Annotated in this window: 25 protein-coding genes and 5 pseudogenes; 9 read left to right on the top strand and 21 right to left on the bottom strand. The window is 60.3% G+C overall.

Going from position 1 to position 24,333, the window contains the following annotated elements:
* Positions 1-204 precede the first annotated feature (204 nt).
* Positions 205-492: a plasmid mobilization protein gene (locus AQUI_RS0125070; protein WP_027259977.1), complete on the bottom strand. Its 288-nt coding sequence runs from the start codon at positions 490-492 to the stop codon at positions 205-207.
* A gap of 589 nt (positions 493-1,081) precedes the next feature.
* Here AQUI_RS0125070 and AQUI_RS32120 point away from each other — a divergent pair.
* A pseudogene (locus AQUI_RS32120) lies at positions 1,082-1,608 on the top strand (DDE-type integrase/transposase/recombinase); the annotation flags it as partial.
* Between the two features lie 90 nt (positions 1,609-1,698).
* On the opposite strand, the pseudogene AQUI_RS28815 reads toward AQUI_RS32120, so the two are convergent.
* The 10 genes and pseudogenes from AQUI_RS28815 to AQUI_RS31620 form a co-directional block, all read right to left on the bottom strand.
* Positions 1,699-2,553: pseudogene (locus AQUI_RS28815) on the bottom strand (BCCT family transporter); the annotation flags it as partial.
* A gap of 498 nt (positions 2,554-3,051) precedes the next feature.
* Positions 3,052-4,047: an Ldh family oxidoreductase gene (locus AQUI_RS28810; RefSeq protein ID WP_051371983.1), complete on the bottom strand. Its 996-nt coding sequence runs from the start codon at positions 4,045-4,047 to the stop codon at positions 3,052-3,054.
* A 61-nt stretch (positions 4,048-4,108) separates the two neighbouring features.
* On the bottom strand, positions 4,109-4,528 hold the full coding sequence (locus AQUI_RS28805; protein WP_281172032.1) for a cupin domain-containing protein: 420 nt from the start codon (positions 4,526-4,528) through the stop codon (positions 4,109-4,111).
* 57 nt (positions 4,529-4,585) lie between these two features.
* Positions 4,586-5,620 carry a mandelate racemase/muconate lactonizing enzyme family protein gene (locus tag AQUI_RS28800; protein WP_342665622.1) on the bottom strand — a complete coding sequence of 345 codons (1,035 nt, stop codon included), beginning with the start codon at positions 5,618-5,620 and terminating at the stop codon, positions 4,586-4,588.
* 149 nt (positions 5,621-5,769) lie between these two features.
* Positions 5,770-6,255, bottom strand: a pseudogene (locus AQUI_RS32115) (nitrilase-related carbon-nitrogen hydrolase).
* A complete protein-coding gene (locus AQUI_RS32585; protein WP_169730831.1) occupies positions 6,194-6,604 on the bottom strand; it encodes a nitrilase-related carbon-nitrogen hydrolase in 411 nt (136 codons plus the stop codon). The pseudogene AQUI_RS32115 and the gene AQUI_RS32585 overlap by 62 nt, the downstream one beginning before the upstream one ends.
* Before the next feature lies 1 nt (position 6,605).
* On the bottom strand, positions 6,606-7,916 hold the full coding sequence (locus AQUI_RS0125020; protein ID WP_027259974.1) for a TRAP transporter large permease: 1,311 nt from the start codon (positions 7,914-7,916) through the stop codon (positions 6,606-6,608).
* A gap of 2 nt (positions 7,917-7,918) precedes the next feature.
* Complete coding sequence (locus AQUI_RS28790) at positions 7,919-8,425, bottom strand: TRAP transporter small permease (protein ID WP_051371981.1); 507 nt, start codon at positions 8,423-8,425, stop codon at positions 7,919-7,921.
* A gap of 50 nt (positions 8,426-8,475) precedes the next feature.
* Entirely contained in the window at positions 8,476-9,291 is an 816-nt protein-coding gene (gene dctP, locus AQUI_RS28785) for a TRAP transporter substrate-binding protein DctP (RefSeq protein WP_211236069.1), read from the bottom strand.
* On the bottom strand, positions 9,292-9,468 hold the full coding sequence (locus AQUI_RS31620; RefSeq protein WP_211236047.1) for a hypothetical protein: 177 nt from the start codon (positions 9,466-9,468) through the stop codon (positions 9,292-9,294).
* 96 nt (positions 9,469-9,564) lie between these two features.
* Here AQUI_RS31620 and AQUI_RS0125005 point away from each other — a divergent pair, with 96 nt between their 5' ends.
* Positions 9,565-10,572, top strand: coding sequence for a LysR family transcriptional regulator (locus tag AQUI_RS0125005; RefSeq protein WP_084294513.1), 1,008 nt, complete (start codon positions 9,565-9,567; stop codon positions 10,570-10,572).
* Positions 10,573-11,053: 481 nt separating this feature from the next.
* Positions 11,054-12,175: an alcohol dehydrogenase family protein gene (locus tag AQUI_RS0125000; RefSeq protein ID WP_027259972.1), complete on the top strand. Its 1,122-nt coding sequence runs from the start codon at positions 11,054-11,056 to the stop codon at positions 12,173-12,175.
* Between the two features lie 120 nt (positions 12,176-12,295).
* Here the strand turns inward: AQUI_RS0125000 and AQUI_RS28780 are convergent.
* The 3 genes and pseudogenes from AQUI_RS28780 to AQUI_RS0124985 all read right to left on the bottom strand — a co-directional run.
* A pseudogene (locus AQUI_RS28780) lies at positions 12,296-13,033 on the bottom strand (IS3 family transposase); the annotation flags it as partial.
* A gap of 1 nt (position 13,034) precedes the next feature.
* Positions 13,035-13,256 (bottom strand): annotated as a pseudogene (locus AQUI_RS30345) (IS481 family transposase); the annotation flags it as partial.
* A gap of 141 nt (positions 13,257-13,397) precedes the next feature.
* Positions 13,398-13,604, bottom strand: a complete 207-nt coding sequence (locus AQUI_RS0124985) for a hypothetical protein (RefSeq protein WP_027259969.1) — start codon at positions 13,602-13,604, stop codon at positions 13,398-13,400.
* Between the two features lie 124 nt (positions 13,605-13,728).
* On the opposite strand from AQUI_RS0124985, the gene AQUI_RS0124980 reads away from it, so the two are divergent.
* From AQUI_RS0124980 to AQUI_RS0124955, 6 genes are read left to right on the top strand one after another with little or no spacing between them, the layout of a single operon-like run.
* Complete coding sequence (locus tag AQUI_RS0124980; RefSeq protein ID WP_027259968.1) at positions 13,729-14,181, top strand: c-type cytochrome; 453 nt, start codon at positions 13,729-13,731, stop codon at positions 14,179-14,181.
* Positions 14,182-14,193: 12 nt separating this feature from the next.
* Positions 14,194-15,537 (top strand): cbb3-type cytochrome c oxidase subunit I, encoded by a 1,344-nt coding sequence (locus AQUI_RS0124975; RefSeq protein ID WP_027259967.1) that lies wholly within the window; start codon positions 14,194-14,196, stop codon positions 15,535-15,537.
* Positions 15,538-15,540: 3 nt separating this feature from the next.
* Complete coding sequence (locus AQUI_RS0124970; RefSeq protein WP_027259966.1) at positions 15,541-16,335, top strand: CbbQ/NirQ/NorQ/GpvN family protein; 795 nt, start codon at positions 15,541-15,543, stop codon at positions 16,333-16,335.
* A gap of 4 nt (positions 16,336-16,339) precedes the next feature.
* Positions 16,340-18,217 carry a nitric oxide reductase activation protein NorD gene (locus AQUI_RS0124965; protein ID WP_027259965.1) on the top strand — a complete coding sequence of 626 codons (1,878 nt, stop codon included), beginning with the start codon at positions 16,340-16,342 and terminating at the stop codon, positions 18,215-18,217.
* 1 nt (position 18,218) lies between these two features.
* A complete protein-coding gene (locus AQUI_RS31385; protein ID WP_169730829.1) occupies positions 18,219-18,392 on the top strand; it encodes a hypothetical protein in 174 nt (57 codons plus the stop codon).
* A complete protein-coding gene (locus AQUI_RS0124955; protein ID WP_027259964.1) occupies positions 18,389-18,613 on the top strand; it encodes a hypothetical protein in 225 nt (74 codons plus the stop codon). Before AQUI_RS31385 ends, AQUI_RS0124955 begins: the two co-directional genes overlap by 4 nt.
* 119 nt (positions 18,614-18,732) lie before the next feature.
* On the opposite strand, the gene AQUI_RS0124950 is transcribed toward AQUI_RS0124955, so the two are convergent.
* The 7 genes from AQUI_RS0124950 to AQUI_RS0124915 form a co-directional block, all read right to left on the bottom strand.
* Complete coding sequence (locus tag AQUI_RS0124950; RefSeq protein ID WP_027259963.1) at positions 18,733-18,981, bottom strand: EF-hand domain-containing protein; 249 nt, start codon at positions 18,979-18,981, stop codon at positions 18,733-18,735.
* 426 nt (positions 18,982-19,407) lie between these two features.
* Entirely contained in the window at positions 19,408-20,550 is a 1,143-nt protein-coding gene (locus AQUI_RS0124940) for a M56 family metallopeptidase (RefSeq protein WP_027259962.1), read from the bottom strand.
* Positions 20,540-20,956, bottom strand: coding sequence for a BlaI/MecI/CopY family transcriptional regulator (locus AQUI_RS0124935; protein ID WP_245596968.1), 417 nt, complete (start codon positions 20,954-20,956; stop codon positions 20,540-20,542). The genes AQUI_RS0124940 and AQUI_RS0124935 overlap by 11 nt, the downstream gene beginning before the upstream one ends.
* A gap of 326 nt (positions 20,957-21,282) precedes the next feature.
* Positions 21,283-21,561, bottom strand: a complete 279-nt coding sequence (locus tag AQUI_RS0124930) for a DUF2160 domain-containing protein (RefSeq protein ID WP_027259960.1) — start codon at positions 21,559-21,561, stop codon at positions 21,283-21,285.
* Positions 21,561-22,358, bottom strand: coding sequence for a carbohydrate ABC transporter permease (locus AQUI_RS0124925; RefSeq protein WP_027259959.1), 798 nt, complete (start codon positions 22,356-22,358; stop codon positions 21,561-21,563). Before AQUI_RS0124925 ends, AQUI_RS0124930 begins: the two co-directional genes overlap by 1 nt.
* Positions 22,359-22,370: 12 nt before the next feature.
* The gene (locus AQUI_RS0124920) at positions 22,371-23,234 is read right to left on the bottom strand and encodes a carbohydrate ABC transporter permease (protein WP_027259958.1); all 864 of its coding nucleotides are present in this window, start codon (positions 23,232-23,234) and stop codon (positions 22,371-22,373) included.
* On the bottom strand, positions 23,234-24,328 hold the full coding sequence (locus AQUI_RS0124915; RefSeq protein ID WP_027259957.1) for an ABC transporter ATP-binding protein: 1,095 nt from the start codon (positions 24,326-24,328) through the stop codon (positions 23,234-23,236). The genes AQUI_RS0124920 and AQUI_RS0124915 overlap by 1 nt, the downstream gene beginning before the upstream one ends.
* Positions 24,329-24,333: the final 5 nt, after the last annotated feature.

Here is a 24,333-nt window from a genome sequence, read left to right as displayed (position 1 = left end):
ATTGGCCGCTGCTTGCGCGCAAGCCTTCGGGCAAGGACAGCGTCATATGAATGATGTCATGACCCGCCGCGAGATGTTCGAGATACTGACTAAGCCGACGCCGGGGCAGCACCGGGATCGTGCCGCCAATAATTTCCGCGCCATCGTCGAAGATATAAGCGGCGGCGGCTTGGGCGGTTTTGTGGAAGGTCACGTATGGGCGCATCAGCGTTCCGCCCCGCGCATGGCCAAAGCCTCGGCCAGCTGGCAGACTGCTTCGGCGAGACGGCCGATCCGGGAGGCGGGAACGCGGCCATGCAGCGCGTTGACCGCCAGACCGAGTTTCCCGATCTCCTCTGCAAGGGCCGCATCACCACCGTCTGCCTCCAGTGCTGCATGGCGCAGATAACTTGCTTTTGTTGCAAAGCCGCTCTGCCTGGCAAGCTGTTCCAGCTGCTGATTCTCAGTCTCGCTCAAGCGGAACTTGACCATGTGGGTCCTGAGTTCGGTCATGACCCGTCCTTCTGTTCCCAGGGCAAGCCTTTCCAGTTCGCGCAAACGCGTGTTCAGGCCCTGTCCTGCTGATCTCCGGCATCTGGACAAATATAGGCCAGGAAGGTGAAAATCGGGATGGCCGGAGACAACTGTAATGTGGAAAACCCCATACAAATGTTTCTGCGCCGTGCTCCTTGCCGATGCGGCCAGCTGGCATTCGGCGCGGAGAAATAGGGCCCTGATGCTTAGGTCCTAACTAACGCACGGGAGAAATCCTGAGCTCGATAATACGCCTGACGCAACCGGGACAATCATGCGCTTCCGCATCTGGTCACGGCACACCCATGAATCCGGCTGCGGCCCCAAGTTTGCGTCCCAGGCGACCCGGAGCTGGCTCGAGAAGGTCGGCGTGACCCCAATCCGGATCTTTCCGGGATCAACCTAGGAGAACGAATACAGCGAACGTTTCAATGGAACGCTTCGCCGTGAGATGCCCAATGCCGAAAGGTTGAAGACCACAAAACAGACGCAGATCGTCATTGATTGATGCGTCAGGCAATACAACCACACACGTTCGCATCAAGCGCTCAACATGTGCCCGCCGGTGACGCAGCGGCATCGTCCAAGGGTCCGGGAAGACCAGGCCCGGCTGGTTGCCGAAATGACCGAGCTGGCCCGGCAATATGGCAGCTACCGCTATCGGGGGGCGCCGTGCAGCTGCGAGATCCAGTCTGGCAGGTCAGTTTCAGTTGGATCGAGCGGCTGTGGCGACGGGAGCGGCTGAAGGTGCCGCCGAAACAACCGAAGTCTGGCAGGCTTTGACTTAACGATGGAACATGCATCCGGTTGCAGCCCGAGATCGTAACCATGTTTGGTCGTATTTTCGTGCATTGCCGAACCGGCGATGGGAAGGCATTCCGCGCACTGAATGTCTTGGATGAGTTCAGCCGTGGATGCCCGCCGATCCAAGTGAAGCGGAAACTCAATTCGACTGACGTTATTGATGCCGTGACAGATCTGCTCATCCTGCGCGGGCCGCCAGCACGCGTCAGAAGCGACAATGGGCCGGAGTGTGTTGCCAATGCGTGCGGACCTGGTGTGGGGCTGTCGGGGCAAAAATCCGCCTTCATCGAGCAGGCAGCCTGACAAAACCCTCCTGTGGATTGATTGCAGGAAGAGTGCCCGCAACAGGTCATGCGGGCGCTCCGGGAGCATTGGGTGCCGCTACTCGGCTGGTAACGGGTCCTCATCGTCCACTGTCGATGCGACTCCGGCCGCTTTCCGGCGGCTATCTTTGATGATCGCCTTGATCAGAGCAAAGCCTATCAGCACCATTGCAAAGCTGAACGGCAATGCGGCGATGACCATCGCGGTTTGAATAGCTTTCAGGCCACCGACAACGAGCAAGGCGCCAACGGCCAATGCCAGCGCAACACCCCAAAAGATGATATGGGCGCGCGCCTTGGGACCATCATCACCGGCTGCGTTGATGGTGTTGATGATCAACACGGCCGAGTCCGCTGATGTCAGCAAATAGGTCAGCAGCAAAACGACTACGATGACCGGGAACACCCAGGTCAACCCGTCGCTGAGCAGGACCGAAAGCGTGGCATAGAGCTGATCCGAAATCCCTACGCCAAGGATCGCGTTATCGGCGCCGCCGCTCAGTTCCAGATCAATGGCTGTGCCGCCGATAAAGGCGAACCAGATAAAGCACATGATCGACGGAATGATCATCGCGCCCAGAATGAATTCACGCTCGGTTCTGCCGCGTGAAATCCGTGCCGGGAACGGGCCGACAAACGGCGTCACGGCAATCCACCAGGCCCAGTAGAACACGGTCCAGCCGCCTTGCCAGCCAGCCAGGGCAGCGCCCTGTTCGGTGCCGTCATCGGACCAGACGGTAAAGCTGATGCCGGGCAGCGCGCGCAGGTAGTCTCAGATGCCGACGAAAAACACTTCGAGAGCGAACATCGTGGATCCGAAGATCAGGAAGAACGCTAGCAGGAAGAAGCTCAGTCCCATATTCAGGTTCGACAGCCATTTGATCCCGCGTCCGACGCCGGATACCTGCGCCAGAGGCCATAGTCCCGATGGACCAAAGGCCAACCATGCACTAACTTTCAATTTGGACCACTCAAGTGGGGCTGCTCAATGCGCGGCTGATGCGGATCTCGCTTGGGTGATGGGCAGCGGGCCGAAATAGGACGGATTGCTGCCTTTCGTTGTGTGACAAGCCAAGGTTTGCTGTGCGGGACAAAACCGACCTTGAGTTTCCCAACTTCGCTGACGCAGCATTCTTTCGCATATGCGGCACATTCATTGCTGCGTTGCAGTCGATGTGGCCAGACCGGTAATTGAAAGCCAGTCTGAGGGCGAAATTCAAACCGTCCTTTCGCCGCAACCGGGACCGACCATCGAGACGCGGGACAAAGTGAAAATTCGCTGTAATCTGCTTCAATGGCGGCAAACTGCGCTCATTCCCACCGGCGCTCAGCTGGAAGGCGGGAAGCAGTCGCCCGTCGCGAGCGCGAGCCAACCATACCGGAAATCTGGAAGCCGCCATTCAAGCAGCCCTTAAAATGAGCTGCCCTCTGCGCTGCCAAAAGTAAGTTCCGCGGCCGCAACCACTGAATGATGCCTCCACCCGATTGGAATGCATTTCAGGCTGTCGTAAGGCCGGGAAGGAGCTATTGAAATGCTCATCCAGATGGAATTTCTCCTATGACAGTCAGTCCATATTTGCAGAAAGCTCTTTCCAAAGAGCATCGTTGATGGCGATCTTTTGGGTCTTTTCTGCGTGATCGCGCTTCCGGTGACTTGCCCGGGAAACCGCAGGCCGGTACGGCCAAAATGCGTTTCCAGTTCTTTGAGCGAATTTGTGAAGACCTCAGCGGCAAAATGCGCTGGATTGATTGCCAGGAGAAACTGTCCGATGTTAGGTGTTCCTGCATCCTGACCGGAGAAGGATGGAGCTGATATGCTCAGGTTGGAACCGGTCAGAACGGCGGACAGAATTTCGACAAGCAGCCCGATGTTGGCTCCTTTCTGCTCGCCAAAGGGAAGCAGAGACCCGCGCAGCCCAACCTCCGGATCAAGTGTGGACTGGCCTTCTCCATCCTGCGCCCACCCGGGTGGAATGGTTTCCTGTGCATTCGAGCAGCAGATCCCAATCAGCCCGGCTTCGGCCAAAGGGATCACATGATGAGCCAGGGAAAGCGCATTGTACGAATTGGTGATCCCCGCAGCGGAGACACCGTTTTTTCGCGCGGCCATTTTCAGCGCTTGTGTTGCCAGCTCTATCGCCGGATGGGCAAATCCATGCCGGGCATCGACCACGATCAAGCCGTCCTTGGCCTTCAGGATTTCGGGCAGCGCCTTCCCGTCGACTTTCCCAAGCAGCAACTGTTCCCGGAAAACGGGCAGGTAGAACAATCCGCAAACGAGGTTTCCCTCGGCTTCAGCTTGGACAACAGCCCGGGCAACTGGCGCTGCGGTCTCTGTGATGCATCCGGCGTCAACAAGATAGCGCCGGACCAAAAGCTCCAGTTGATCGCGTGCTATTTCGGGCATCTGCCTCTCCCCTGCACCTTTATTGGTTCTGCCGACCGGCGGCGAGTACTTCCGATCCTGCTCAGTTCGATGGCTCAGTCTCTAGTGCATCAGCGGAGTTTGCGGCTTGCATTAGCTCTTTCCAGTTGCCGGGGTAGACTGTGTAGAACAGCTTGGCTCCTTCGCCGCCGTATTTCAGGGATGTCCCTTTCGGGATCCACATGATGTCCCCGGCCTTGGCTTGGTGAACCTGGCCGCCGCTGGTAAGCGTGAATGTCCCTTCGATGACGTAGATGATTTCATCATAAAGCACGCGCCAGCTGCTCGAACACTTGTCGAATTGCGCGATACCCGCGCCCATAGACGGGCTGAGGTCGGATGAAATCGCCCGCCCGACACGGGCAATGCCAGGAGGTCCGCCGCGATCCCGCAGTTGCAATTCGTTAGATCGTATGACCGTAACGCTCATGGTGTTTTCCCGGTTTTGGTTCGTTGAGAAGATGTTGCGGCAAGAGCTTGTCCTGCCGCAGCCTTGGCCAATGAAAAAAGCGCCATGCTGTTAGGCGTTGCCCTTGGTAAATTGTTCGTGACGCTCCGCAGCCTTGGCGACCATGTCGTGATCAAGGTCGAATCCCAGACCCGGCCGGGGTTCAAATGACAGTTTTCCTTTGATGGGTGTGAGGCCCGGGTTGGACACGATATTGTCCTGCAGCAGCTGCCACATCAGCTGGTTGCCATCATCCAGGTTCGGAATGGCGCGGGCGATATGGTGTTCGGCGCAGGTGGTGATCCCGGTCGTCATGCTGGAATGGATGCAGATATTGAGCCCGGCCCCCTCGGCAATGGCTGCGGCTTTCATCATGGCCCGCAGCCCGCCCACTTCGCGCGGGCCAACGGCGATCATGTCGGGGGCACGGGTGGAGCAGGCCTGATAGACGTCATGAATGGTGAAAACGCTCTGGTCGGCACCAAGCGCGATCGGCGACCGTTCTTTCAGGTGCTTCAGGGCCGGGATGGACCAGCTGGGGGTCGGCTGCTCGACATATTCGATGTTGTAGGGCGCAAAGGCGTTCAGCATGCGCAGCGCCGTGGCTGGATCCCAGGCCTCGTTTGCATCAAGACGCAGGCGGGTGCCGCCGATGGCCTCGCGCACGGCCTTCACCGCAGCCATGTCATGCGCTTCGCCGACCCCAACCTTGAGGTAGATGATCGGATTGCCAGCCGCGACCGCAGCTTTTGCGTCTTCGGCCAGCGCCTCAACCGTTTTACCCTGGAGGAAGTAGAAATAGCCGACCTCGCTGCGTTTGGCCCCGCCCAGCAGATCCCAGACCGGACGGCCGAGGGTTTTGCCCTGCAGATCCAAGGCGGCCATTTCGAGGCCGCAGAACAACTGGTTTGCAAAGCGGGGCATGTTGCCGCCAAAGGTCAGGAAGTTGCCGCGGAAGGCCTCCATTTCGCACATCGCATAGTCGAACACCGAGCGCCCGACGAAGCTGCGTGCCAGCTTTTGCAGCACCAGTTTCTGGCCGTCCGCATCCGGTGCGGTTGTGGTTTCACCATAGCCGATGGTGCCGTCCTCGGCCTCGATCTCGATCAGGTTGATGGTGAAGGAATCTTCGACCCCCTGGGATCAGATGTAGGGGGTTTTGAGTGGCATGCGCATTGGGATGACGCGGATTTCTTTGATGTTCATGGTCGGACCTTCAGATTTCCAAGGGTAATTGTACGGGCGGGAGGCTGGTTTCAGCGTCGCGGGATTTTTGCACTGTCGCTCAGATACGGGATCCGGGAGCGCGCGGCCGCTACTGCGGCAATATCAAGCGCCGCTGTGATGATCTCTTCTTGCCCGCCGGCGCGGGCAAGGTCGCAGCCCAGCGGATCCACGATGCAGCTGTCACCAGCGTAGTCAGAGCTGCTCTCGGCGCCGGCATGGTTTGCCTAGACCATGAAAACCCCGTTTTCGAAGGCCCTCGCCGGGATCACTTGACGCGGCACCAGGCGGTAGCGTTTCACCGTGGCGGTCGGGACCAGCACCACTTCGGCGCCAAGGTTGCAGACATTGCGCACGGCTTCCGGGAATTCGGATTCATAGCAGATCAGGAGGGCGATGCGGATGGACTTGAGAGTGAACAGGGTCAGGCGGCTGCCTGTCTTGTAATAGCTTTCCTCAAAGCCCGGCGGCAGGATCGACTTGCGATGATTGGCAAGCGTGGCGCCATCCGCACCGATGCAGATCGCGGAATTGAAGATCTCCGTGCCGTGCCGTGCCGTTCCGTTCGGGGTAGCCGTAGGCGATTGCAATTTCGGTCTCCTTGGCCAGCGCCCGGACGCGGGAGGCAAAGACGCCATCCGCGGCCTGGGCGTGTTTCGTGATCCGGTCGCCGATATTGTAGCCGGACATGAAGGCTTCCGGACACAGGATCAGATCGATGCTCCGGCCCTGCAAGCCGCGCGCCTGTTGTTCCAGCCACTTGAAACGCTGGCCGGGGCCGGTGAGGGCGGCATCATGCTGCAGCACCGCGACATGAAGGGAGCCTGTGGTGCCGGTCCTGTCCCGGTGTTCTGTCTGATCATTCATCTCAGCCACCATAGATCCCCAAGATTTTCGGGAAAGCCAGGGAGATGGCAGGCACGAATGTGACCAGCAGCATCACCGGAAGGGCCGCAAACAGGATCATGTAGATCGCCGGCATGACCGAATGGTGGATCGACACCTTGCCGATGCGGCAGGCCATGTAGAGGATTGGAGCAACCGGCGGGCTGTTTGCGCCGATCACCACCGAACAGGCAACGATAGAGGCATAGTGAACCGGATCGACGCCATATGCTGCCATGAGCGGCATCAGAAGCGGTGCAATCACGACGGTCACCGAAACGTCATCCATGATCATGCCCACAAAGATCAGGAACGCATTCACCAGCAGCAGGATCAGGATCGGGCTCTCGGTCAGGGCGCTGACGCTTACGGTGACTTGCTGCGGCACCCCCTCGGACACCATGATCCGGCCAATCATGAAAGAGAACAGCAGGATCAGCACGATGGTGCCGGTGGTTTCGCCGGCATCAAGCGGGCTTTGTTTGAATTTGGCAAGCGTCAGATCCTTGTAGACGAAGAAGCCAATCAGGATCGCATAGCCAAGGGCAACAGCGGCCGCTTCCGTGGGGGTGAACACGCCGCCGTAGATGCCGCCCAGAATGATGACCGGCATGAACAGGGCGGGCAGCGCGCGGATCATCGCCTTTGGCGCGGCTTCCGTGGAGGCCTGGGCGCGCAGGGCCGCAAGCCGTTCGGGCGTTTCGTGCAACAGCCGCGCCGTCATGATCTTGTTATAGATCAGCAGGCCGAACATCAGCAGCAGGCCGGGCACCAGGGTTGCCGCAAACAGCGCCGTGATCGACTGCCGGGTCACGACTCCGAACAGGATCAGGGTGATCGAGGGCGGAATGAGAATGCCAAGCAGCGAAGACAATCCCAGCAGCGAGCTGGAATAGCCCCTGGGATAGCCGCGCTCGGCCAGCGGATCGATCATGATGGTGCCGATAGAGGCCACGGCAGCGGTGGCGGTGCCGGAAATCGCGCCAAAGATGCCCGATGACATCACCAGCGCCCCGCCAAGGCCGCCCTTGCGGCCTTTGAGCATGAGTGTCATGAAACCGATGAGCCGGGTGGCGACGCCACCGCTTTGCATCAGGTAGCCGGCAAGAACAAACAACGGCAGGGCCAGCAGGATCACCGAGTCCAAGGACCGGAACCCCTGCAGCAGCAAGGTGCTGCTGCCCACATCGTAAGCCCAGACAAGATAGACATGCACGCCGGCGAAGCTCCAGGCCACCGGGATCCCGATGATCATCAGAAACAGGAGAAGCAGGATTGCAAAGACCGGTTCCATCGTCAGTGAACCTCCGTGTTGCGAATTCGGGAGAAGGCCCGGCACGCGCGAATCGCATCCCGCAGCGCGTAGATTGTTGTGAAGACGGCGGCGGTGACGATGGCGCTTTGCGGGATCAGCAGCGGCAGGGACAGCGCAGGCGTGGTCTGCGGCCTGCGGGTGGCGAATTCCAGCATCCCGCTGGCCAGGAAGATGAAGAAGAAGCCGATTGCAAGCACGATCACCGATGTCACGGCTTCGTGGATGACCTGCAATTTCGGCGATAGGCTTTGGGTCAGGAAATCGACCACCAGATGCTCGCGGTTGCGCATGGCGATGATCGCGCCGGCCATATAAAGCCACATCGCGGAAATCGTGGCCAGTTCGAGCATGCCGACGACCGACCATCCGAACATCCTTGAGGCGACGAGTAACAGGATCAGCGCCATAACCGCCAGGTTTGCGAACACGACAACCGCGTTGAGAAGATGCATCAGCACCCTGTCCGCTATCGAAAGAAGCTTTGTCATTATTGCCCTCCCTGAAAGTGCCCGGAAGGAGCTTCCAGGCACGCTTAGGCTTATTTCGCGCGTTCGCGGATGAGGTTCATGATCTCTGCGCCGACCTCCGGCTCCATCTGGGGCCAGACTTCCGCCCGGACTTTCGCGATGACCGGGCTGAGCTGCGTGTCGTCGAGTTCGAAGTATTGCATTCCGGATTTCACGGCCAGATCGACATATTTCTGGTCCTCCGCGCGGGCGGATTCAAAGCGGGCAGCCATGATCTCGATGGCGGTGCTCTCCACGAGCGCCTGCTGCGCGCCGGTCAGCTCTGCAACCGTTTCGGAATTGGCCAGCAGGTTGCCGGTCACGAATGTGTGCTTGGTGCGCACATAATAGTCCAGGACATCGCGGAAGTACTCGTAGTTCCAGTAGATGACGTTTCCGGCATCGCCATCGACAACACCGGTCTGGATCGAGGTGTATACCTCGCCCCAGTCGATCGAAGCAGTCTGGTAGCCCATGGACTGCAGGATCTGGGGGAACGGAAACAGCGGCGGTGTCCGCACTTTGACGCCGTCGGCGCCGGCCAGGTCGAGCGCATAAGAACTGCGGGTCGCAACGCCGCTGAAGCCTTCCGGCCAGGCGCCATAGTAGGAGAGGCCCAGATCGTTGAACACGACGTTCAGGGTTTCGTTGACCCATCCGCCGGGTTTGTAGGCCTCAAACGCTTCTTCCCACGAGGTGACTATGTAAGGCGTGTTCAGAACGCCGATCCGCTTGTCGTAGGACGTCGAGGGCCAGCTGATCATCATGTCGACTTCGCCGGCGACGAACAGGTCAAAGACCTCGAGCTGGCCGCCCAGTTCGTTCTGATAGAAAAACTGTGCTTTGATCTAGCCGCCGGAGCCGTCTTCGATGGCTTTCGCCCAGGCGGCCAGCGCCATGCCTGACGGTGAGTCACGGTCCCCGGAGTCGGTGGCAAATTTCAGCGTGGTTTCCGCCAGTGCCGGTCCCGCCAGCCCAACGGCGAGCGCGCCCGCCGTCAGAATAGGTTTCAAAGCCCCGTGCATTTCATCCTCCTTTTCGCACAAATTCGTTGTCAACAGCTCCCCGGTCCGACGCTTGCAACCAGCTGTGTGAGCCGGTTTGCGGTGAGTCCCTATTGCATGAAAAATCATCAATCATCACTAAAGCCACATCTAATAATGAATTGTTATAACTTAGAAGGAGGGCTTATGCAGCGTCACAACCTGTCCTCAAACCTGGTGATCAGCTTCCTGACCGTGCTCAGAATGCAGAGCCACACCAAAGCGGCCCAAGTGCTCAACCTGACTCAGCCGGCTGTGTCACAGCATATTTCGAAGCTTGAAGACCTGCTGGACGTGAAGCTGATCGAGCGGAGCCGGGGGGCCATTGTCCCCACCAAGGAAGCGCGTCTGCTCCTGCCGGATTTTGAGCGCCTGGAGCGGTCGGTTGAAATGATGTTCGACAAGGCCCGGACCGCCGCCCGCAAGAGCCCGCACTCGGTCCGGATCGGTGCGCCGACGTCAATGGTGTCGTTCCTGCTTGCTCCGGCTGTGGCCGCCATGCAGTCAGAGAACGACAAGGTGTTTCCGGTGATCCGGGAAGTGGACGATTTCCATGTCTACGACATGATGCGCTCCGGAGAGGTTGACTTCGCGCTGACCTCAATGACCGGGAATGACGCGGAGCTGACGCAGACCATGCTTGTCAAGGATCGCACCTGTGTCGTTTTCCCTGCGGGGCATGAACTGGATCAGAACGGGCACGCCGGGCTTGACTTGGAAGAGATCTTTGACTTCAGCTTCATCCGCCCGTCGGCCGGCACCGCAGCCAACCGGATCCTGGAGGCGTGCGAAAAATCCGCGGGCAGGGAGTTTTCCTATGCGGCGGAGACATCGCGCCTGATGACGATGGAGGTGCTGGCCGGGAGCGGTATCGGCCTTTTGGTCCTGCCGGGGCTGTCGGCGCGGATGATCGCCCGGCAAAACCTGAAGTTCCGCCCTTTGAAAATCGATGCCGCCCACCGTACGTGCAATTTGATCAAATCAAGAAGGAAGCGGTTGTCCCCCGTAGCGCAGAAGCTGGTAGACGGTATTAGGAAACGAGCCAAAGTACTGGCGTCAGAATTCCCCCAGTTGGTAATGACGTGAGACTGACATTCCTTTCACATGATGTGAAAAAACTTGAGTACCAGGCAAAAGCGCGGTTGCAAGGAAATACCGGGTTCTGGCCGATGATCCGACCCTTGTTCCAGGCTCTTCGTTTCGGGGTAACAGCGGGAAGTTGGACTCTTGGCATAGTTTGCCCTCCAATCCTCCCGCCAAGCCCAGACATCAGCACCGCGCTGACGCCTGAATCTTACTGGCGGTTTGAATGGCCGTTGTCCGGTTGCGTGTTCTTTGGGAAACGCCGCGGATGCATTGGGCCGGTCTGAGCCCAGCTTCACCTAATTTTGCACAGTGCGCGAATGCCGACTTTGGCGCCGTTTAAAGCATGACTGCAACGGCAATGGACGTCTCTGGAAAGGACTAACGCGACCGTCTGACATATGTCTAGAATGCTTTTAGACGCTTGGCTTGTGCGGGGAAGTCTGGCACACCCGAAGCGTCGAATGTCATGGAAGGACAGCGAATGACCCGTCATGATACTCTCGATTTGAAAAAGACAATGATGGCCGTCGAGACGACAGGCAACGGGGGATATGACAAGCTTGTCTATCGCGAGGTTCCGACCCCGGTACCCAGCCATGGCGAGGTTTTGATCCGCGTATTGGCAGCGGGCGTGAACAACACCGAAATCAACACCCGCCTTGGCTGGTATTCCTCCAGTGTCACGACTGACACAAGTGCGACCGCACAGGAGCAGAACGTAACCCCTGAGCAAAAGGGGGATGGCGGGTGGAGCGCCGCGACACCGTTTCCCTTGATCCAAGGCACGGATTGTTGCGGGCAAGTCGTTCAGGCGGCTGATGATGCTGGCGCTGCACTCATCGGCAAGCGCGTGCTGGTGCGCGCCTGCATGCGACCCAATGGTTTTGACGATATGGAAAACGTCTGGATGGCTTCGGACTTTAATGGGGCCTTCGCGCAATACGTTAAGGTCCCTGCAAGCGAGGTTTTCGCTGTCGACTGTGATTGGTCCGATGCGGAGTTGGCGACAATTCCATGTGCTTACGGGACGTCCGAAAACATGCTCCAGCGTGCAAACGTGACAGCGAGCGATCTTGTGCTGGTCGCGGGCGCATCGGGCGGTGTCGGATCTGCGACGGTTCAGTTGGCCAAGCGGCGCGGCGCACGTGTCGCTGCCATCACGCGTGCGGACAAAGCCGACGTTTTGCGGAAACTGGGCGCGGATATCATCCTTGATCGGGGGGCCGATCTGGTAGGCGAGCTGGGCGAAATGGCAGTCGATGTGGTGGTCGATAATGTGGCGGGTGACGGATTTCCGAACATGCTGAAGGTGCTGAAACGGGGTGGTCGGTTCGTGTCATCGGGCGCGATTGCTGGCCCGATCGTTAGCCTTGATATGCGGGACATGTATCTGAAGGACCTGACCCTGATCGGCAGCACAGCATGGGACGCGCCGGTCTTTCCCAACCTCATTTCCTATATCGAACGCGGCGAAATCCGCCCGCTACTTGCGAAAGTCTTTCCGCTCGACCAAATCGCTGAGGCGCAGCAGGAGTTTTTGAAAAAAAGCCATATCGGCAATTTCGTTCTAGTGCCTGCGACGCCCGAAACAGCTCTGGTGTGACCAAATAGGATCGGCCAACGGTGCGGTGAAGTGGTCCTGCTTTTCTGGACAGCTTTGCGGCTCAGCTAAGATGTAATCTGGTTGGTTTCATGCCGCCTTTTGAGATCGTTCTGTGTTGAAGAATGCGTCGTCGGGGGATCGTTTGTCGAGGGCCGTTTGGGGCCGCTCCGTGTTGTAGAAGCTGATCCAATCTTTGATCACCCGTTTGGCCTAGAAGCCGTCTTGCATTTCATGCAGATAAACGGCCTCCTGTTTCAGGGATCGCCACAGCCGTTCGATGAAGATGTTGCCGAGGTGGCGGCCCCGCCCATCCATCGAGATTTTGACATCAGCTTCCGTCAAAGTGGTGATCCATGCCGCACCAGTGAACTGCGATCCTTGGTCCGTATTCATGATCTCTGGTTTACCGTATTTGGCGTTGGTCTCATTCAATGCCTCCACACAAAAACTAGCGTCCAGCGTGTTCGACAGCCGCCGGGACAGCACCTTGCGCGTTGCCCAATCCATGATCGCGACCAGATAATGGCAGCCACGTCTGACTGGAATGTAGGTGATGTCACTGCACCAAACATGATTGGGTCGCGTGATTGGCAGCTTTCTCAGCAGGTAAGGGTAAATGCGATGTTGAGGATGCTTCTTGCTCGTGTTTGGACCTTTATAGATGGCCTGCAGCCCCATGATACCCATCAGACGGCGTACACGATGGCGGCCTGCGTGGAGACCATTTCTAGGCAAGTAGGCCGCGGTTTGGCGACTGCCGAAGAACGGGTACTTCGTGAACACCCGGTCAATCTCATTCATCAGTTCCAGCGTCTCAGCATTCACACCAACCGGCGTGTAATACAGCGATGATCGGCTGGTCCACGTCCTCGACGGCCAGGTAGAGCTGATAGGCATGGGTTCCGGCTTTGCCGTAATATTCGGTGCCGCGGTCCGTCAGGATGCGCAACAGGCTGATGCCGTGTCCGGCAAAGAAGGGGATAACCCTGTCATTCAGCAGGCCGGCGGCGGTGACCGCCGTTTTCCCGGTGTAGAGCTTACCGGCCGCCACCCGCGCATAGGTATCGATGAAGGTCTGCTGCTTGCGCTCCAGAAGAGCAGAAATGTCAGATCAAGTCGCGTGTTCTACAACTGAGCTTTAGCTACATTCTTGTCCAATAACCGCTTCAGTGCATTCGCCAATGTTTGCAGATGTCGCTATCTGCGCCAAGTGATCCGCACCTCACCCCATCACCCCTTTCAACTGCTCCCGGAACGCCATCTCCTCAAGCCCGTATTCCTCGCAGGCGTCAATCACCGTGTGGAACGGCGCGATCGGGCAGCCGGGGCAGATCATCTGGCGGCGCATGAACTCGCCCGCGCAGGCGGGCCAGTGGTGGAACAGATCGGATAAGGGCAGGTCGGGATCGTCGAAATCGGGGCGGCGCATGGGGCATCCTCCTTTTCCTGCATCTTGCGTGCAGCAATGCGCGCGGTCTTTGCGCTTGGACAATATCCATGGCGGTGCGGGGGGTTAGGCAGAACCCATCCGCAACTGTACTCAGGACCGCGATATGTCAGAGATACTTACCAAGTCGCGGGCCAGGAACGTGTTCTACGGGGGCTCCTTGTTCTTCGTTGTCGTGTTCGTGGCCATGACCGCGCACAGCCACCGCTACATCGTCAAGACCTCCACCGCTGGCATGGAACTGACCGACGCGGTGCGGCTGGGAAAACATGTGTGGGAGCGACACTCCTGCATCAACTGCCACACCCTGCATGGCGAGGGCGCCTATTTCGCCCCGGAAGTCGGCAACGTGATGACCCGCTGGGGCGTGCTGGACGACGCTGAGGGCGCCTATGAAATGCTGAATGGCTGGATGGAAGCCCAGCCGTCCGGCGTCGAGGGCCGCCGCCAGATGCCGCATTTCGAGATAACCGAAGAAGAAATGCGCGGCCTTGCTGAATTCCTGCGCTGGGCGGATCAGACCGATACCCAGAACTGGCCGCCGAATGACGCGGGCTGAGGGAGAAAAACAATGAAATACCAATCACAAAAGGTGGCCTATGCCTATTTCATGGTGGCAATGGGCCTGTTTGCAATCCAGGTTCTCGGCGGGCTGCTGGCGGGGTGGATCTATGTCTGGCCCAATACGCTGAGCGAGCTGTTGCCGTTCAACATCGTGCGGATGCTGCACACCAACGCGCTGATCGTCTGGCTGCTTTTGGGCTTCTTCGGTGCTGCCTATTATCTGGTGCCTGAAGAATCCGAGCGCGAGCTGTTCTCAGTCAAACTCGCCTATATCCAGCTGGCAATTCTCGTCGTCGGCACTTTGGGCGCGGTCGGCTCCTATCTCGTCGGCATCCACGGCGGGCGGGAGTTCCTGGAACAGCCCCTGTGGGTCAAGTTCGGGATTCTGGTTGCGGCAGTGATATTCCTCGTGAACATCTCGCTAACTGTGCTGGCTGGCCGCAAAACCGCGATCACCAACATCCTGCTGATGGGCCTGTGGCTGCTGTCGCTCCTGTGGGTGTTTGCCTTCATCAACCCCGACAACCTCAGCCTTGATAAGATGTACTGGTGGTTCGTCGTGCACCTGTGGGTGGAAGCCACCTGGGAGCTGGTGATGGCCGCGATCCTTGGCTACCTGATGCTGAAGCTGACCGGTGTTGACCGCGAAGTGGTGGAGAAATGGCTCTATGTCATCGTTGCCCTGGCGCTGTTCTCCGGCATCCTCGGCACCGGTCACCACTTCTTCTGGATCGGCACACCGGGATACTGGCAGTGGATCGGCTCGATCTTCTCGACCCTCGAAGTGATCCCCTTCTTCGCGATGATGAGCTTTGCCTTCGTCATGGTCTGGAAAGGCCGCAAGAACCACCCCAACAAGGCCGCACTGCTGTGGTCGCTTGGCGCCTCCACCGTAGCCTTCTTCGGGGCTGGCGTCTGGGGCTTCCTGCATACGCTGCACGGGGTGAACTACTATACCCACGGCACCCAGATCACCGCCGCCCACGGGCACCTGGCCTTCTACGGCGCCTATGTGGCGATGAACCTGGCGATGTTCACCTATGCGATGCCGCATCTGCGCAACCGCGATCCTTATAACCAGGTGCTGAACATGGCGTCCTTCTGGCTGATGACCGGCGGCATGGCCTTCATGACCTTCGTGCTGACCTTTGCCGGCACCATCCAGACCCACATGCAGCGCATCGTCGGCGACTACTACATGGATGTGCAGGACCAGCTGGGACTGTTCTACCTGATGCGTCTCGGTTCCGGCGCAGTGGTGGTCCTTGGCGCACTGCTGTTCATCTACGCAACTGTGGTGGTCCGCCGCGAAGTCATCAAACCCGGCCCCGCGGCCGTACCGGGAGAGTAAGCCATGAACGCAATGAACATGCCTTCCGTGCCCTTCTACCGTCCCGCTGGCGATGAATGCACCGTCTTCGAGATGGCCCAAGCCAACGGTCTGCCCCTTCTTTTGAAGGGGCCCACCGGCTGCGGCAAGACGCGGTTCGTGGAACATATGGCAGCCCGGCTTGGGCTGCCCCTCCACACCGTTGCCTGCCACGATGATCTGTCCGCCGCCGACCTGATCGGGCGCTACCTGCTGAAAGGCGGAGAAACGGTCTGGGTCGACGGCCCGTTGACCCGCGCGGTGCGCGAGGGCGGCATCTGTTACCTGGATGAGGTGGTCGAAGCCCGGAAGGACGTGGCCGTGGTGCTGCACCCGCTGACCGACGATCGCCGCCGTCTGGTGATCGACCGCACGGGTGAGGAACTGGCGGCCCCCAAGCCCTTCATGCTGGTGGCCAGCTACAATCCCGGCTACCAGAACATCCTGAAGAAGCTGAAGCCCTCGACCCGGCAGCGCTTCCTGTCGATCAGCTTCGACTTCCCCGAAGCCGCTGCTGAGACCGCCGTGGTTGCCGCCGAGAGCGGGCTGGACGAGGGCCGCTCCGCCGCGCTGGTGCGACTGGCGGGCCATATCCGCAAGCTCTCCGGCATGGATCTGGAGGAAGGCGTCTCTACCCGCCTCTTGATCTACGCCGCGACGCTGATCGCCAAGGGCATGAGCGTTGAGCGGGCGGTGGAGGCCGCCATCATCGAACCCCTCAGCGACGAGGCTGACGTGAGCCAGGCGCTGCGCGACCTCGCGGCCAGCGTCTACGGGTGATGCCATGATCCACGCTCTCGACCTTCTGGAACCCGAAGAAACGGTTGGCAACCTGTGGCACGGCATGGCCACACGGATCGGTGCCGCAGAGGACGGAACCGAACATATCGTTCGGTTCGAGGACATGCGCGCCAGCGTGGCGGCGCTGTTCCGGGCGCTGGGCGGGGCCGGGGGCGTGGAAATCCAACCGGCACCCGCGGTGCTGTCGGACCACCGCCCGGACCGGCTGCGCCGCATCGGCACGCCGCGGGAGATAGTGAATATGGCCAGTTTCGACGGCGAGCGTTTGCGTCTGCCGCCGGAAATGGCTGCCTTTCCCAGCCGCGAGCTGAACCGCAAGGCCTATCTGTGGCTGGCTGCAATGGCTGCCACGATTGAACTGCCGGATCGCAACGAGGACCGCTATCAGGCGGACCAATTGGAAATCGCGGCCAATGCCCGCGCAGCCGATCAGGTGTTTGCCGCCTGTCCGGGGCTGCGGTCTGCCTATGGCGCGTTCTGCGCCCATACCGCCGAGACCCGCAACCGCAGCGGCCTGCCGCGGTCCGAGGCGCGGATTGAGCAGATGGTGCTGGACCAGATCGGTTCCGACTGCCGTATTGCCGAGCCCTGCACCTGCACCGAACCGCGCGGCTACCGGACCTATCAGCCGGTGCCGTTCTGGCTGCGCCTGCCGGTGCCGCAGGCGGGCAGGGGGGCCGCTCCCGATGCCGAGGAGATGAAAACCCCCGGCCTCGCGGTCTCCACCCGCAAGACGGCCAAGCGGCAGGACCAGGACCAGACCACCCGCAAGGACAGCTTCATCGTCCACCGGTTCGAATCCATTCTGTCCTGGGCCGAAAGCCTGAACATCAACCGGATGGTCGATGACGACGACAACGAAAACGCTCAGAAGGCGGCAGAGGATCAGGATAACCTCACCCTCTCGCAGCATATGAAGCGGGCGGCGTCCCGGTTGCGGATCTCGCTGGACCTGTCACCACAGGACGCCGAACACGAGCGGCTGGCGGGGCAGTTCACCTATCCCGAATGGAACCACCGCCTGGCCAAACACATGCCCGATCACACTTGTGTACTGGAGGCCGAAGGCAAGCCCGCCGGCAGCTTCCTGCCAGACCCCAAACTGGTCGCCCGCGTGCGCCGCCAGTTCGCGCCGCTGCACCCGCGCCGGGTGATGCTGCCGCGGCAGCTGGACGGCGACGAGCTGGATCTGGAAGCGGTGGTGAAATCCCACGTTGACCTCGCTTGCGGCCACCAGGGCAGCGACCGGGTCTGGCAGGCCAGCCGCCCGATGGCGCGCGATCTCAGCGTTGCAGTGCTGATGGATTGCTCCCGCTCGACCGAGGCCACGGTCGGCGACCGCCCGGTGATTGAGACCGCCCGCGAGTCGCTTGCAGCCCTCGCAGGCGGCATTGCCACCGCGGGCGACCGGCTGGGTATCTGGGGCTTTTCCTCCCTGCGCCGCGACCGGGTGTTCCTGACACGCGCCAAGGGGTTCGAGGACCCGATGTCAGAGGCGGTCACTGCCCGCATCGGCGGCTTCAAACCCGGCCACTACACAAGGCTCGGCGCCGCAATCCGCCATGCTTCCGCCCAGCTGGCCGAGGAAGGCTCTGAACGCCGCCTGCTCCTGGTGCTGACCGATGGCAAGCCGAACGATCTGGACCATTACGAAGGCGTGCACGGCATTGAGGACAGCCGCATGGCGGTGCGCGAGGCCCGCGCCCTGGGCCAGTCGGTGCATGGCGTGGTGATCGACGCCGACGGGCAGGACTGGTTTGCCCGCATCTTTGGCCGTGCCGGTTTCACCCTGCTGCCTGACCCGGCCCGGCTGCCGCGCGCGCTGCCGGAAATCTATCAATCCCTGACCATGGAGCACTGAGATGAAACGCTTCTTTGCCCTCGCCCTGCTTGCCCCCTCCAGCGCCTTTGCCGCCAGTTTCGAGCGGCCGATCCCGCAGCCGCAGACCGAAGCCGCCGAGTTCTGGTTCCTGGCCGCCTCCATCGCGCTGATCATCAGCCTGGGCCTGGTGCAATACCTGGTGAGCCGGCGATGACACCGCAGCCCTCCTGGCGCCTGTTGGCAGCGCTTTACCCCTTTGGCGCGGGGGCTGCAGGGGTCAACATATTCTTTGCCTCGCTGATAAGCAGCTGGATCGGCTGGCGGGTGCTCAGCCCCTATGAAGCTGTCGCCTGGGGGCTGCTGCTGGGCCTGCCCGCCACATTTGTTTTCGCCCGCCACATTGCCCGGCTGATGCAACAGGCTGACAAAGGCTAAGCAGCATTATCACACGTAAAAGGCCCCGCAACGCGGGGCCGTGGCACCATTTAACAGTGGGGGAGGCACAAAGTGGCAAGGCGGCCCGGTTTCGGGGGGAGAGCCGCCTTGCCGCGGGTTCAGCCGGCCGCTGCCAGCAGGCCGGCATCCGCCGCTGCCTTCACCTCGGCCAGGTCAGCCTCGCCATCGGCATTGGCGTCGATGGTGGCAAAGGTTTCTGCTGTCAGATCAGGAAAGGCCGCCTGCAGCTCTTCCAGCGAATAGGTGCCGTTGCCGTCCACGTCGGCCTCGGTGATGGATTCCATTGCGGCCAGCGGCGCAGCGGTCAGAACAGCAAAGGCGGCGGCAGTCAGCGCGAATTTTTTCATGTGAGACACTCCATTCGTTTGTTTGGTTCGTTACCAGCGGCCACGGTGTTCCGTGTGCCGTGGCATAGAGCTAGGCTGCCGCAGAGCCAGGTTCTATCCCCTTGAGCCATAGGCGCAATTTCCGGCGCCGGACTGCCTGAACATGCCTGTCTCCTAGGCGCTTTGCCGCCCTGGATTTTTCCTGGTCCTTTCTCCGCTCAAGCCCTGGGGCCCGGCCTGCAGAACTCTGCCTGTACCGGCTGCGATCCCTGGCCGCGTCTTGAAACCTGAGGGCGGGGAACTGCTGTGCCCTGCCTTGGGGACTCGGACAGCAAACTGGCCTTAAGGCGGCATCAAGCAACCGTTGCCGGGTGCTGAAGGCCGGGCGGGCGGTGTATTTCTGAAAGGTTGGGACGGCTGTACCGGCCGGTTCCGGGAACTGCCTGCTTACTGGGAGGGAACGGCAAAGCCACCGTTCAGCGCGCTGACGGCAAGCGCGGGCGAGGTGCTGCGGCTGGCCATGCGTTCCAGGTTGACGATGGTCGACAGCATGATGCGGTCATGGCTCCAGTCGCTGGGCCGCTGCAGCAGCATGGCTGTGGCCAGCACCACCCCGGCCATGGCCAAAGACACCAAGCCCCAGCCCAAGGAGTTCTTCCCCTGCGGCTGTGCGGCTGTTACCGCGATGATACGGCGCTGCAGGGCAGCGCCGCGGCGGGTTTCGCGGCGGTCCACCAGGGCGACTGCCGGGCTGCGGCGGGTGAACAGCGCGGGCCCGCGGGCGGCATGGGCGCAGGCGCGGATCAGGCATTCGCAATAGGCCCGGACATCGAACTCGGGCCGCGCCATCAAGGCCTGGTCGCAGGCAAATTCGCGCAGCAGCCGCACTTCGTGCCGCCACAGATAAAACGCCGGATTCCAGAACAGCAGCGGGCGCAGCATCTCCAGCAGGAATTCGCATTCGATATCGCGCTGGCGGAAATGCTGCAGTTCATGCGCAACGGTCAGGCGCAGATCGCGCGGATCGCTCAGCAGTGCCGAAGGCAGCACCACATAGCGGCAAAACAGCCCGCGGGTGGAATAGGCAACGCGGACTGTGTCAGAGACCATCAGCTGCACCCGCCCGATCCGTTTCCAGACAAAGGCGCAGCTCAGGTTCTGGCGCAGGCGGAAAATGGAGACAGCCACATGGGCCAGGCAGATCAGCGCCCCTGCGGCAAAACCCGCGGCAAGGACCTGCGCCCAGAGCGGTTGCAGGCTGGTGAGGCCGCGCACGGCATCCTCGCGCAGGCCCAGCAGCGTCTCGAACGTGCCCGCGCTCATGCTGACATTGCCTTGCAAGTATTGCGAGACCAGCATGTCGGAGAAATTCGGCGGATGGGGGAGGACGAAATGCGTGAAGGCAATGATCAGCACCGGCGTCGCCGCCAGCAGTACCGTCATCCCGTTCAGCAACCGCAATTGCGGGCGGTATGCGCGGCCAAGTTTGCTGCGCGCCAGCAGCTTGCGCGCTGCAAGCCACAGTACAGCCCCTGACAGCAGCAGGATATTCAGGTCAAAATAGGCATTCAGCAGAGCATCAGTTGGCATTGTCCCCCAGCCTTTCCTCCAAGAGCGCCCGCATCTCTTCGAGCATCTCGTCGGTCACATCCTCATCATCGACCAGCCGTGCCACCAGGGCCGCCGGCGCGCCGTTGAAAAGCTTGCTCGAAAGGTTTTTCAGAGATGTTTTTTGATACTCTGCCTTGGGAACGACGGGGCGGTAAACCAAAGAGCGGTCCTTGCGCTCGCTGGTGAGGAAGCCCTTTTGCTCCATGATTTTAAGAACCGTTGCCACCGAGGTATAGGCGCGTTCCTGTGCCTTGTTCAGTTCGGCCAGGATATCGCGCACGGTGCCGCCGCCCATGTCCCAGACGGCGGTCATAAACTCCAGCTCCACTTCGGTGAGCAGGGAATGGTCGTGTTTCTTGCGCATTGCCTCGGCTGTCCGGCTCATTTGTTGGTTCCAGTCATGCTAGGGGAAGGGGGCTCCCATGAAAACTATTTTTTTAAGAGACGCGCAGCGGCTGAGGCCGGGGGTGTCAAATTGTGCGCTTCCGCGCGCTCTTATTCTGTGTGCTGAGACGTGACGTACCGGCCTTGGGAGCGGGGCTTGGCGTATCCGTTGGTGTTTTGGCTGAGAAGGCCTTGAAGGGCAGGTTTGCCTTCAAGGCCTGTCCCGATTGTGTTTGGGTTTCGCGCGTCAATGGCAAGCCGCCTGCGGCGGGGCCTTCGGCCCCCTTGACCCGCAGGGGCAGTATCAGAACTGACCCGCAGGGGCCGTCAGACCTTCCAGAAGCAGAAGACGCCCCAGGCGATTGCCAGTCCCAACGGCCACCAAAGCGGCATTCCCACCAGGCCCAGCCAGGCCAGGAAGATGTAGGAGGTGCCCAAGAGGCTGATGAACAGCCGGTCGCCGCGGGTGGTTGTGAGGCCGAGCACCCCCTTGCGGGCGGCGCCGCCGGGGTGGCGGATTTCCACGGCGATCAGCACGCCGATGGCGCTGAAGATGCCGATGAACAGCAGGGCTGTGGGCCAGGTCCAGGCCATCCATGAAAACATTACACCCTCCCCATCGCGAAACCCTTCGCGATGTAGTTGCGGACAAACCAGATCACGATGGCGCCCGGAATGATTGTCAGAGTTCCCGCAGCCGCCAAAAGGCCAAGTTCATAGCCCGCAGAGGACGCGGTTTTGGTCATGGTGGCGGCAATCGGTTTTGCGGCGACGGCGGTCAGGGTCTTGGCCAGCAGCAGTTCCACCCAGGAGAACATGAAGCAGAAGAAGGCTGCCACCCCCACGCCCGCCTTGATCGACGGGATGAAGATCGTGGCAAAGAAGCGCGGGAAGGAATAGCCGTCGACAAAGGCCGTCTCGTCCAGTTCTTTCGGAATGCCGCCCATGAAGCCTTCAAGGATCCAGACCGCAAGCGGGATGTTGAACAGGCAGTGCGCTAGAGCTACCGCCAGGTGGGTGTCGAACAGCCCCACCGCGGAATAGAGCTGGAAGAACGGCAGCGCAAACACCGCGGCCGGCGCCATCCGGTTGGTCAGCAGCCAGAAGAACAGCTGCTTGTCGCCCAGGAACCGGTAACGGCTGAAAGCATAGGCCGCAGGCAGGGCAACCGCGATGGAGATCACCGTGTTGATCGACACATAGGCAATCGAGTTTATGTATCCCCAGTACCAGCTGGGATCGGTGAAGATGGTCGCGTAATTCTCCAGCGTGAAGGTCTGCGGGAACAGCGAGAAGCCCGACAGGATTTCGTTTGTGGTCTTGAAGCTCATCGCTACCAGCCAATAGATCGGCAGCATGAGGAACAGGATATAGATAATGGGGACGATGGATCGTTTCTGCATGTTCCCCTCCCTTTAGTTCAGATCGTCCTTGGTCATCAGCGTGTAGAACAGCCAGGAGACCAGGAGCGTGATTGCGAAATAGATGAGCGACATGGCGGCGGCAGGGCCGAGATCGAACTGGCCAAGCGCGATTTTCACCAAGTCGATGGACAGCAGCGTGGTGGAGTTGCCGGGGCCGCCGCCGGTGAGCACGAAAGGCTCGGTGTAGATGTTGAAGCTGTCCATGAAGCGCAACAGGATGGCGATGGTCAGCACCGTCTTCATCTTCGGCAGCTGGATGAACCGGAATACCGCCCAGCTGGAGGCTCCGTCGATCTTGGCCGCCTGATAATAGGCGTCAGGGATCGACACCAGGCCGGCATAGCTCAGCAGCACCACCAGCGAGGTCCAGTGCCAGACATCCATGGTGACAATCGTCACCCAGGCCGCAACCGGATCCTGCGTCATGTCATAGTTGATGCCCAGCGTGTGGTTCAGAAAATAGCCCAGCAGGCCGATGTCGGGCAGGGTGAAGATGTTCCACATCGCGCCCACCACGTTCCACGGGATCAGCATCGGCAACGCCATCAGCACCAGGCACACCGGCACCCAGAAGCCGCTGCGCGGCATCGACAGGGCAATGGCGATGCCCAGCGGCACCTCGATGATCAGGATCAGGAAGGTGAACATGAACTGGCGGCCAAGGGCTGCGTGGAACCGGTCCGAGCGCAGGATCTGCTGGAACCAGTCCAGCCCCTGCCAGAAGAACACATTGTCGCCAAAGGTTTCCTGCACCGAGTAGTTGACCACCGTCATCATCGGAATCAGCGCGTTGAAGGCCACCAGCAGCAGCACCGGCAGCACAAAGAACCAGGCTTTCTGGTTTTCGGTTTTCATCAGGCTGCTCCTTGTTCGTCTGCAGCGGGGGAGGTGGCAAGCCAGCCATCCACGTAAAGCCGGGTCATGTCCTGGCGGAAGGCAAGATGCACAGCGCTGCCCTTGGCCGGGGCGTTGGCTTCTACAACGGCATTGACGCGCTGGCCGCCGGCCTCGCATTCCACCACCGTATGGCGGCCCACGTCGGAAACTTTGGTGACCGTGGCGGGCAGGCCGTGGTCCGCCAGCGCGACAAATTCCGGACGGATGCCGATTTCAGTCTTGCCGTTTGCAGCACCCTGAATGGGGCCTTCCAGCGCAACAGCCTGGCCCGCAAACATCGCAGTACCCTGCTGCAGCTCACAGGGCAGGATGTTCATCCCCGGAGAGCCGATGAAATGGCCGACAAACGTATGGGCGGGGCGTTCGAACAGCTCCACCGGCGTGCCGATCTGGACCACCTCGCCCAGCTCCATCACCACCACCTGATCGGCGAATGTCAGCGCCTCGGTCTGGTCGTGGGTGACGTAGATCATCGTCGCCTTCACCCGCTGGTGCAGTTCTTTCAGCTTGGAACGCAGCTTCCACTTCAGGTGCGGGTCGATCACGGTGAGGGGTTCGTCGAACATCACCACGTTGACGTCCTCGCGCACCAGCCCGCGGCCCATTGAGATCTTCTGCTTGTTGTCCGGTGACAGGCCGGCGGCCTTCTGATCCAGCATCTCGGTGACTTCCAGCATTTCGGCAATTGCCATCACGCGTTCGTGCACTGTTGCCTCGTCCCGGCCGCGGTTGCGCAGCGGGAAGGCCAGATTGTCGTAGACCGTCATGGTGTCGTAGATCACCGGGAACTGGAACACCTGGGCAATGTTGCGCTGGTCCGGCGGCAGGGCGGTCACGTCGTTTCCGTCAAACAGGATCTGACCCTCGGAGGGCACCAACAGCCCCGAGATGATGTTGAGCAAGGTGGATTTGCCGCAGCCCGAAGGACCCAGCAGCGCATAGGCGCCGCCATCGTTCCAATCCAGATCGATTTCCTTCAGCGCGTAGTCCGAGTCGGATTTTGGCGCTGACAGATAGCTGTGGCGCAGTTTTGAGAGTGTTATTTTAGCCATTGATG

The organism is Leisingera aquimarina DSM 24565, assembly GCF_000473165.1.
GTDB classification, from domain to species: Bacteria; Pseudomonadota; Alphaproteobacteria; order Rhodobacterales; family Rhodobacteraceae; genus Leisingera; species Leisingera aquimarina.
This window is presented reverse-complemented; position numbering and strand designations above follow the sequence as displayed.

Coding starts and splice junctions, on each gene's coding strand:
- AQUI_RS0124985 (WP_027259969.1), bottom strand. CDS start 13,604: ATGCGCCGCCCCGATTTCGACGATCCCGACCTGCCCTTATCCGATCTG.
- AQUI_RS0124975 (WP_027259967.1), top strand. CDS start 14,194: ATGAAATACCAATCACAAAAGGTGGCCTATGCCTATTTCATGGTGGCA.
- AQUI_RS0124925 (WP_027259959.1), bottom strand. CDS start 22,358: ATGCAGAAACGATCCATCGTCCCCATTATCTATATCCTGTTCCTCATG.
- AQUI_RS0125000 (WP_027259972.1), top strand. CDS start 11,054: ATGACCCGTCATGATACTCTCGATTTGAAAAAGACAATGATGGCCGTC.
- AQUI_RS0124980 (WP_027259968.1), top strand. CDS start 13,729: ATGTCAGAGATACTTACCAAGTCGCGGGCCAGGAACGTGTTCTACGGG.
- AQUI_RS28790 (WP_051371981.1), bottom strand. CDS start 8,425: ATGACAAAGCTTCTTTCGATAGCGGACAGGGTGCTGATGCATCTTCTC.
- AQUI_RS0124930 (WP_027259960.1), bottom strand. CDS start 21,561: ATGTTTTCATGGATGGCCTGGACCTGGCCCACAGCCCTGCTGTTCATC.
- AQUI_RS0124935 (WP_245596968.1), bottom strand. CDS start 20,956: ATGAGCCGGACAGCCGAGGCAATGCGCAAGAAACACGACCATTCCCTG.
- AQUI_RS0124950 (WP_027259963.1), bottom strand. CDS start 18,981: ATGAAAAAATTCGCGCTGACTGCCGCCGCCTTTGCTGTTCTGACCGCT.
- AQUI_RS0125005 (WP_084294513.1), top strand. CDS start 9,565: ATGAAAAATCATCAATCATCACTAAAGCCACATCTAATAATGAATTGT.
- AQUI_RS31385 (WP_169730829.1), top strand. CDS start 18,219: ATGAAACGCTTCTTTGCCCTCGCCCTGCTTGCCCCCTCCAGCGCCTTT.
- AQUI_RS32585 (WP_169730831.1), bottom strand. CDS start 6,604: ATGAATGATCAGACAGAACACCGGGACAGGACCGGCACCACAGGCTCC.
- AQUI_RS0125070 (WP_027259977.1), bottom strand. CDS start 492: ATGACCGAACTCAGGACCCACATGGTCAAGTTCCGCTTGAGCGAGACT.
- AQUI_RS0125020 (WP_027259974.1), bottom strand. CDS start 7,916: ATGGAACCGGTCTTTGCAATCCTGCTTCTCCTGTTTCTGATGATCATC.
- AQUI_RS31620 (WP_211236047.1), bottom strand. CDS start 9,468: ATGCACGGGGCTTTGAAACCTATTCTGACGGCGGGCGCGCTCGCCGTT.
- AQUI_RS28810 (WP_051371983.1), bottom strand. CDS start 4,047: ATGCCCGAAATAGCACGCGATCAACTGGAGCTTTTGGTCCGGCGCTAT.
- AQUI_RS0124970 (WP_027259966.1), top strand. CDS start 15,541: ATGAACGCAATGAACATGCCTTCCGTGCCCTTCTACCGTCCCGCTGGC.
- AQUI_RS0124915 (WP_027259957.1), bottom strand. CDS start 24,328: ATGGCTAAAATAACACTCTCAAAACTGCGCCACAGCTATCTGTCAGCG.
- AQUI_RS0124920 (WP_027259958.1), bottom strand. CDS start 23,234: ATGAAAACCGAAAACCAGAAAGCCTGGTTCTTTGTGCTGCCGGTGCTG.
- AQUI_RS0124955 (WP_027259964.1), top strand. CDS start 18,389: ATGACACCGCAGCCCTCCTGGCGCCTGTTGGCAGCGCTTTACCCCTTT.
- AQUI_RS0124965 (WP_027259965.1), top strand. CDS start 16,340: ATGATCCACGCTCTCGACCTTCTGGAACCCGAAGAAACGGTTGGCAAC.
- AQUI_RS0124940 (WP_027259962.1), bottom strand. CDS start 20,550: ATGCCAACTGATGCTCTGCTGAATGCCTATTTTGACCTGAATATCCTG.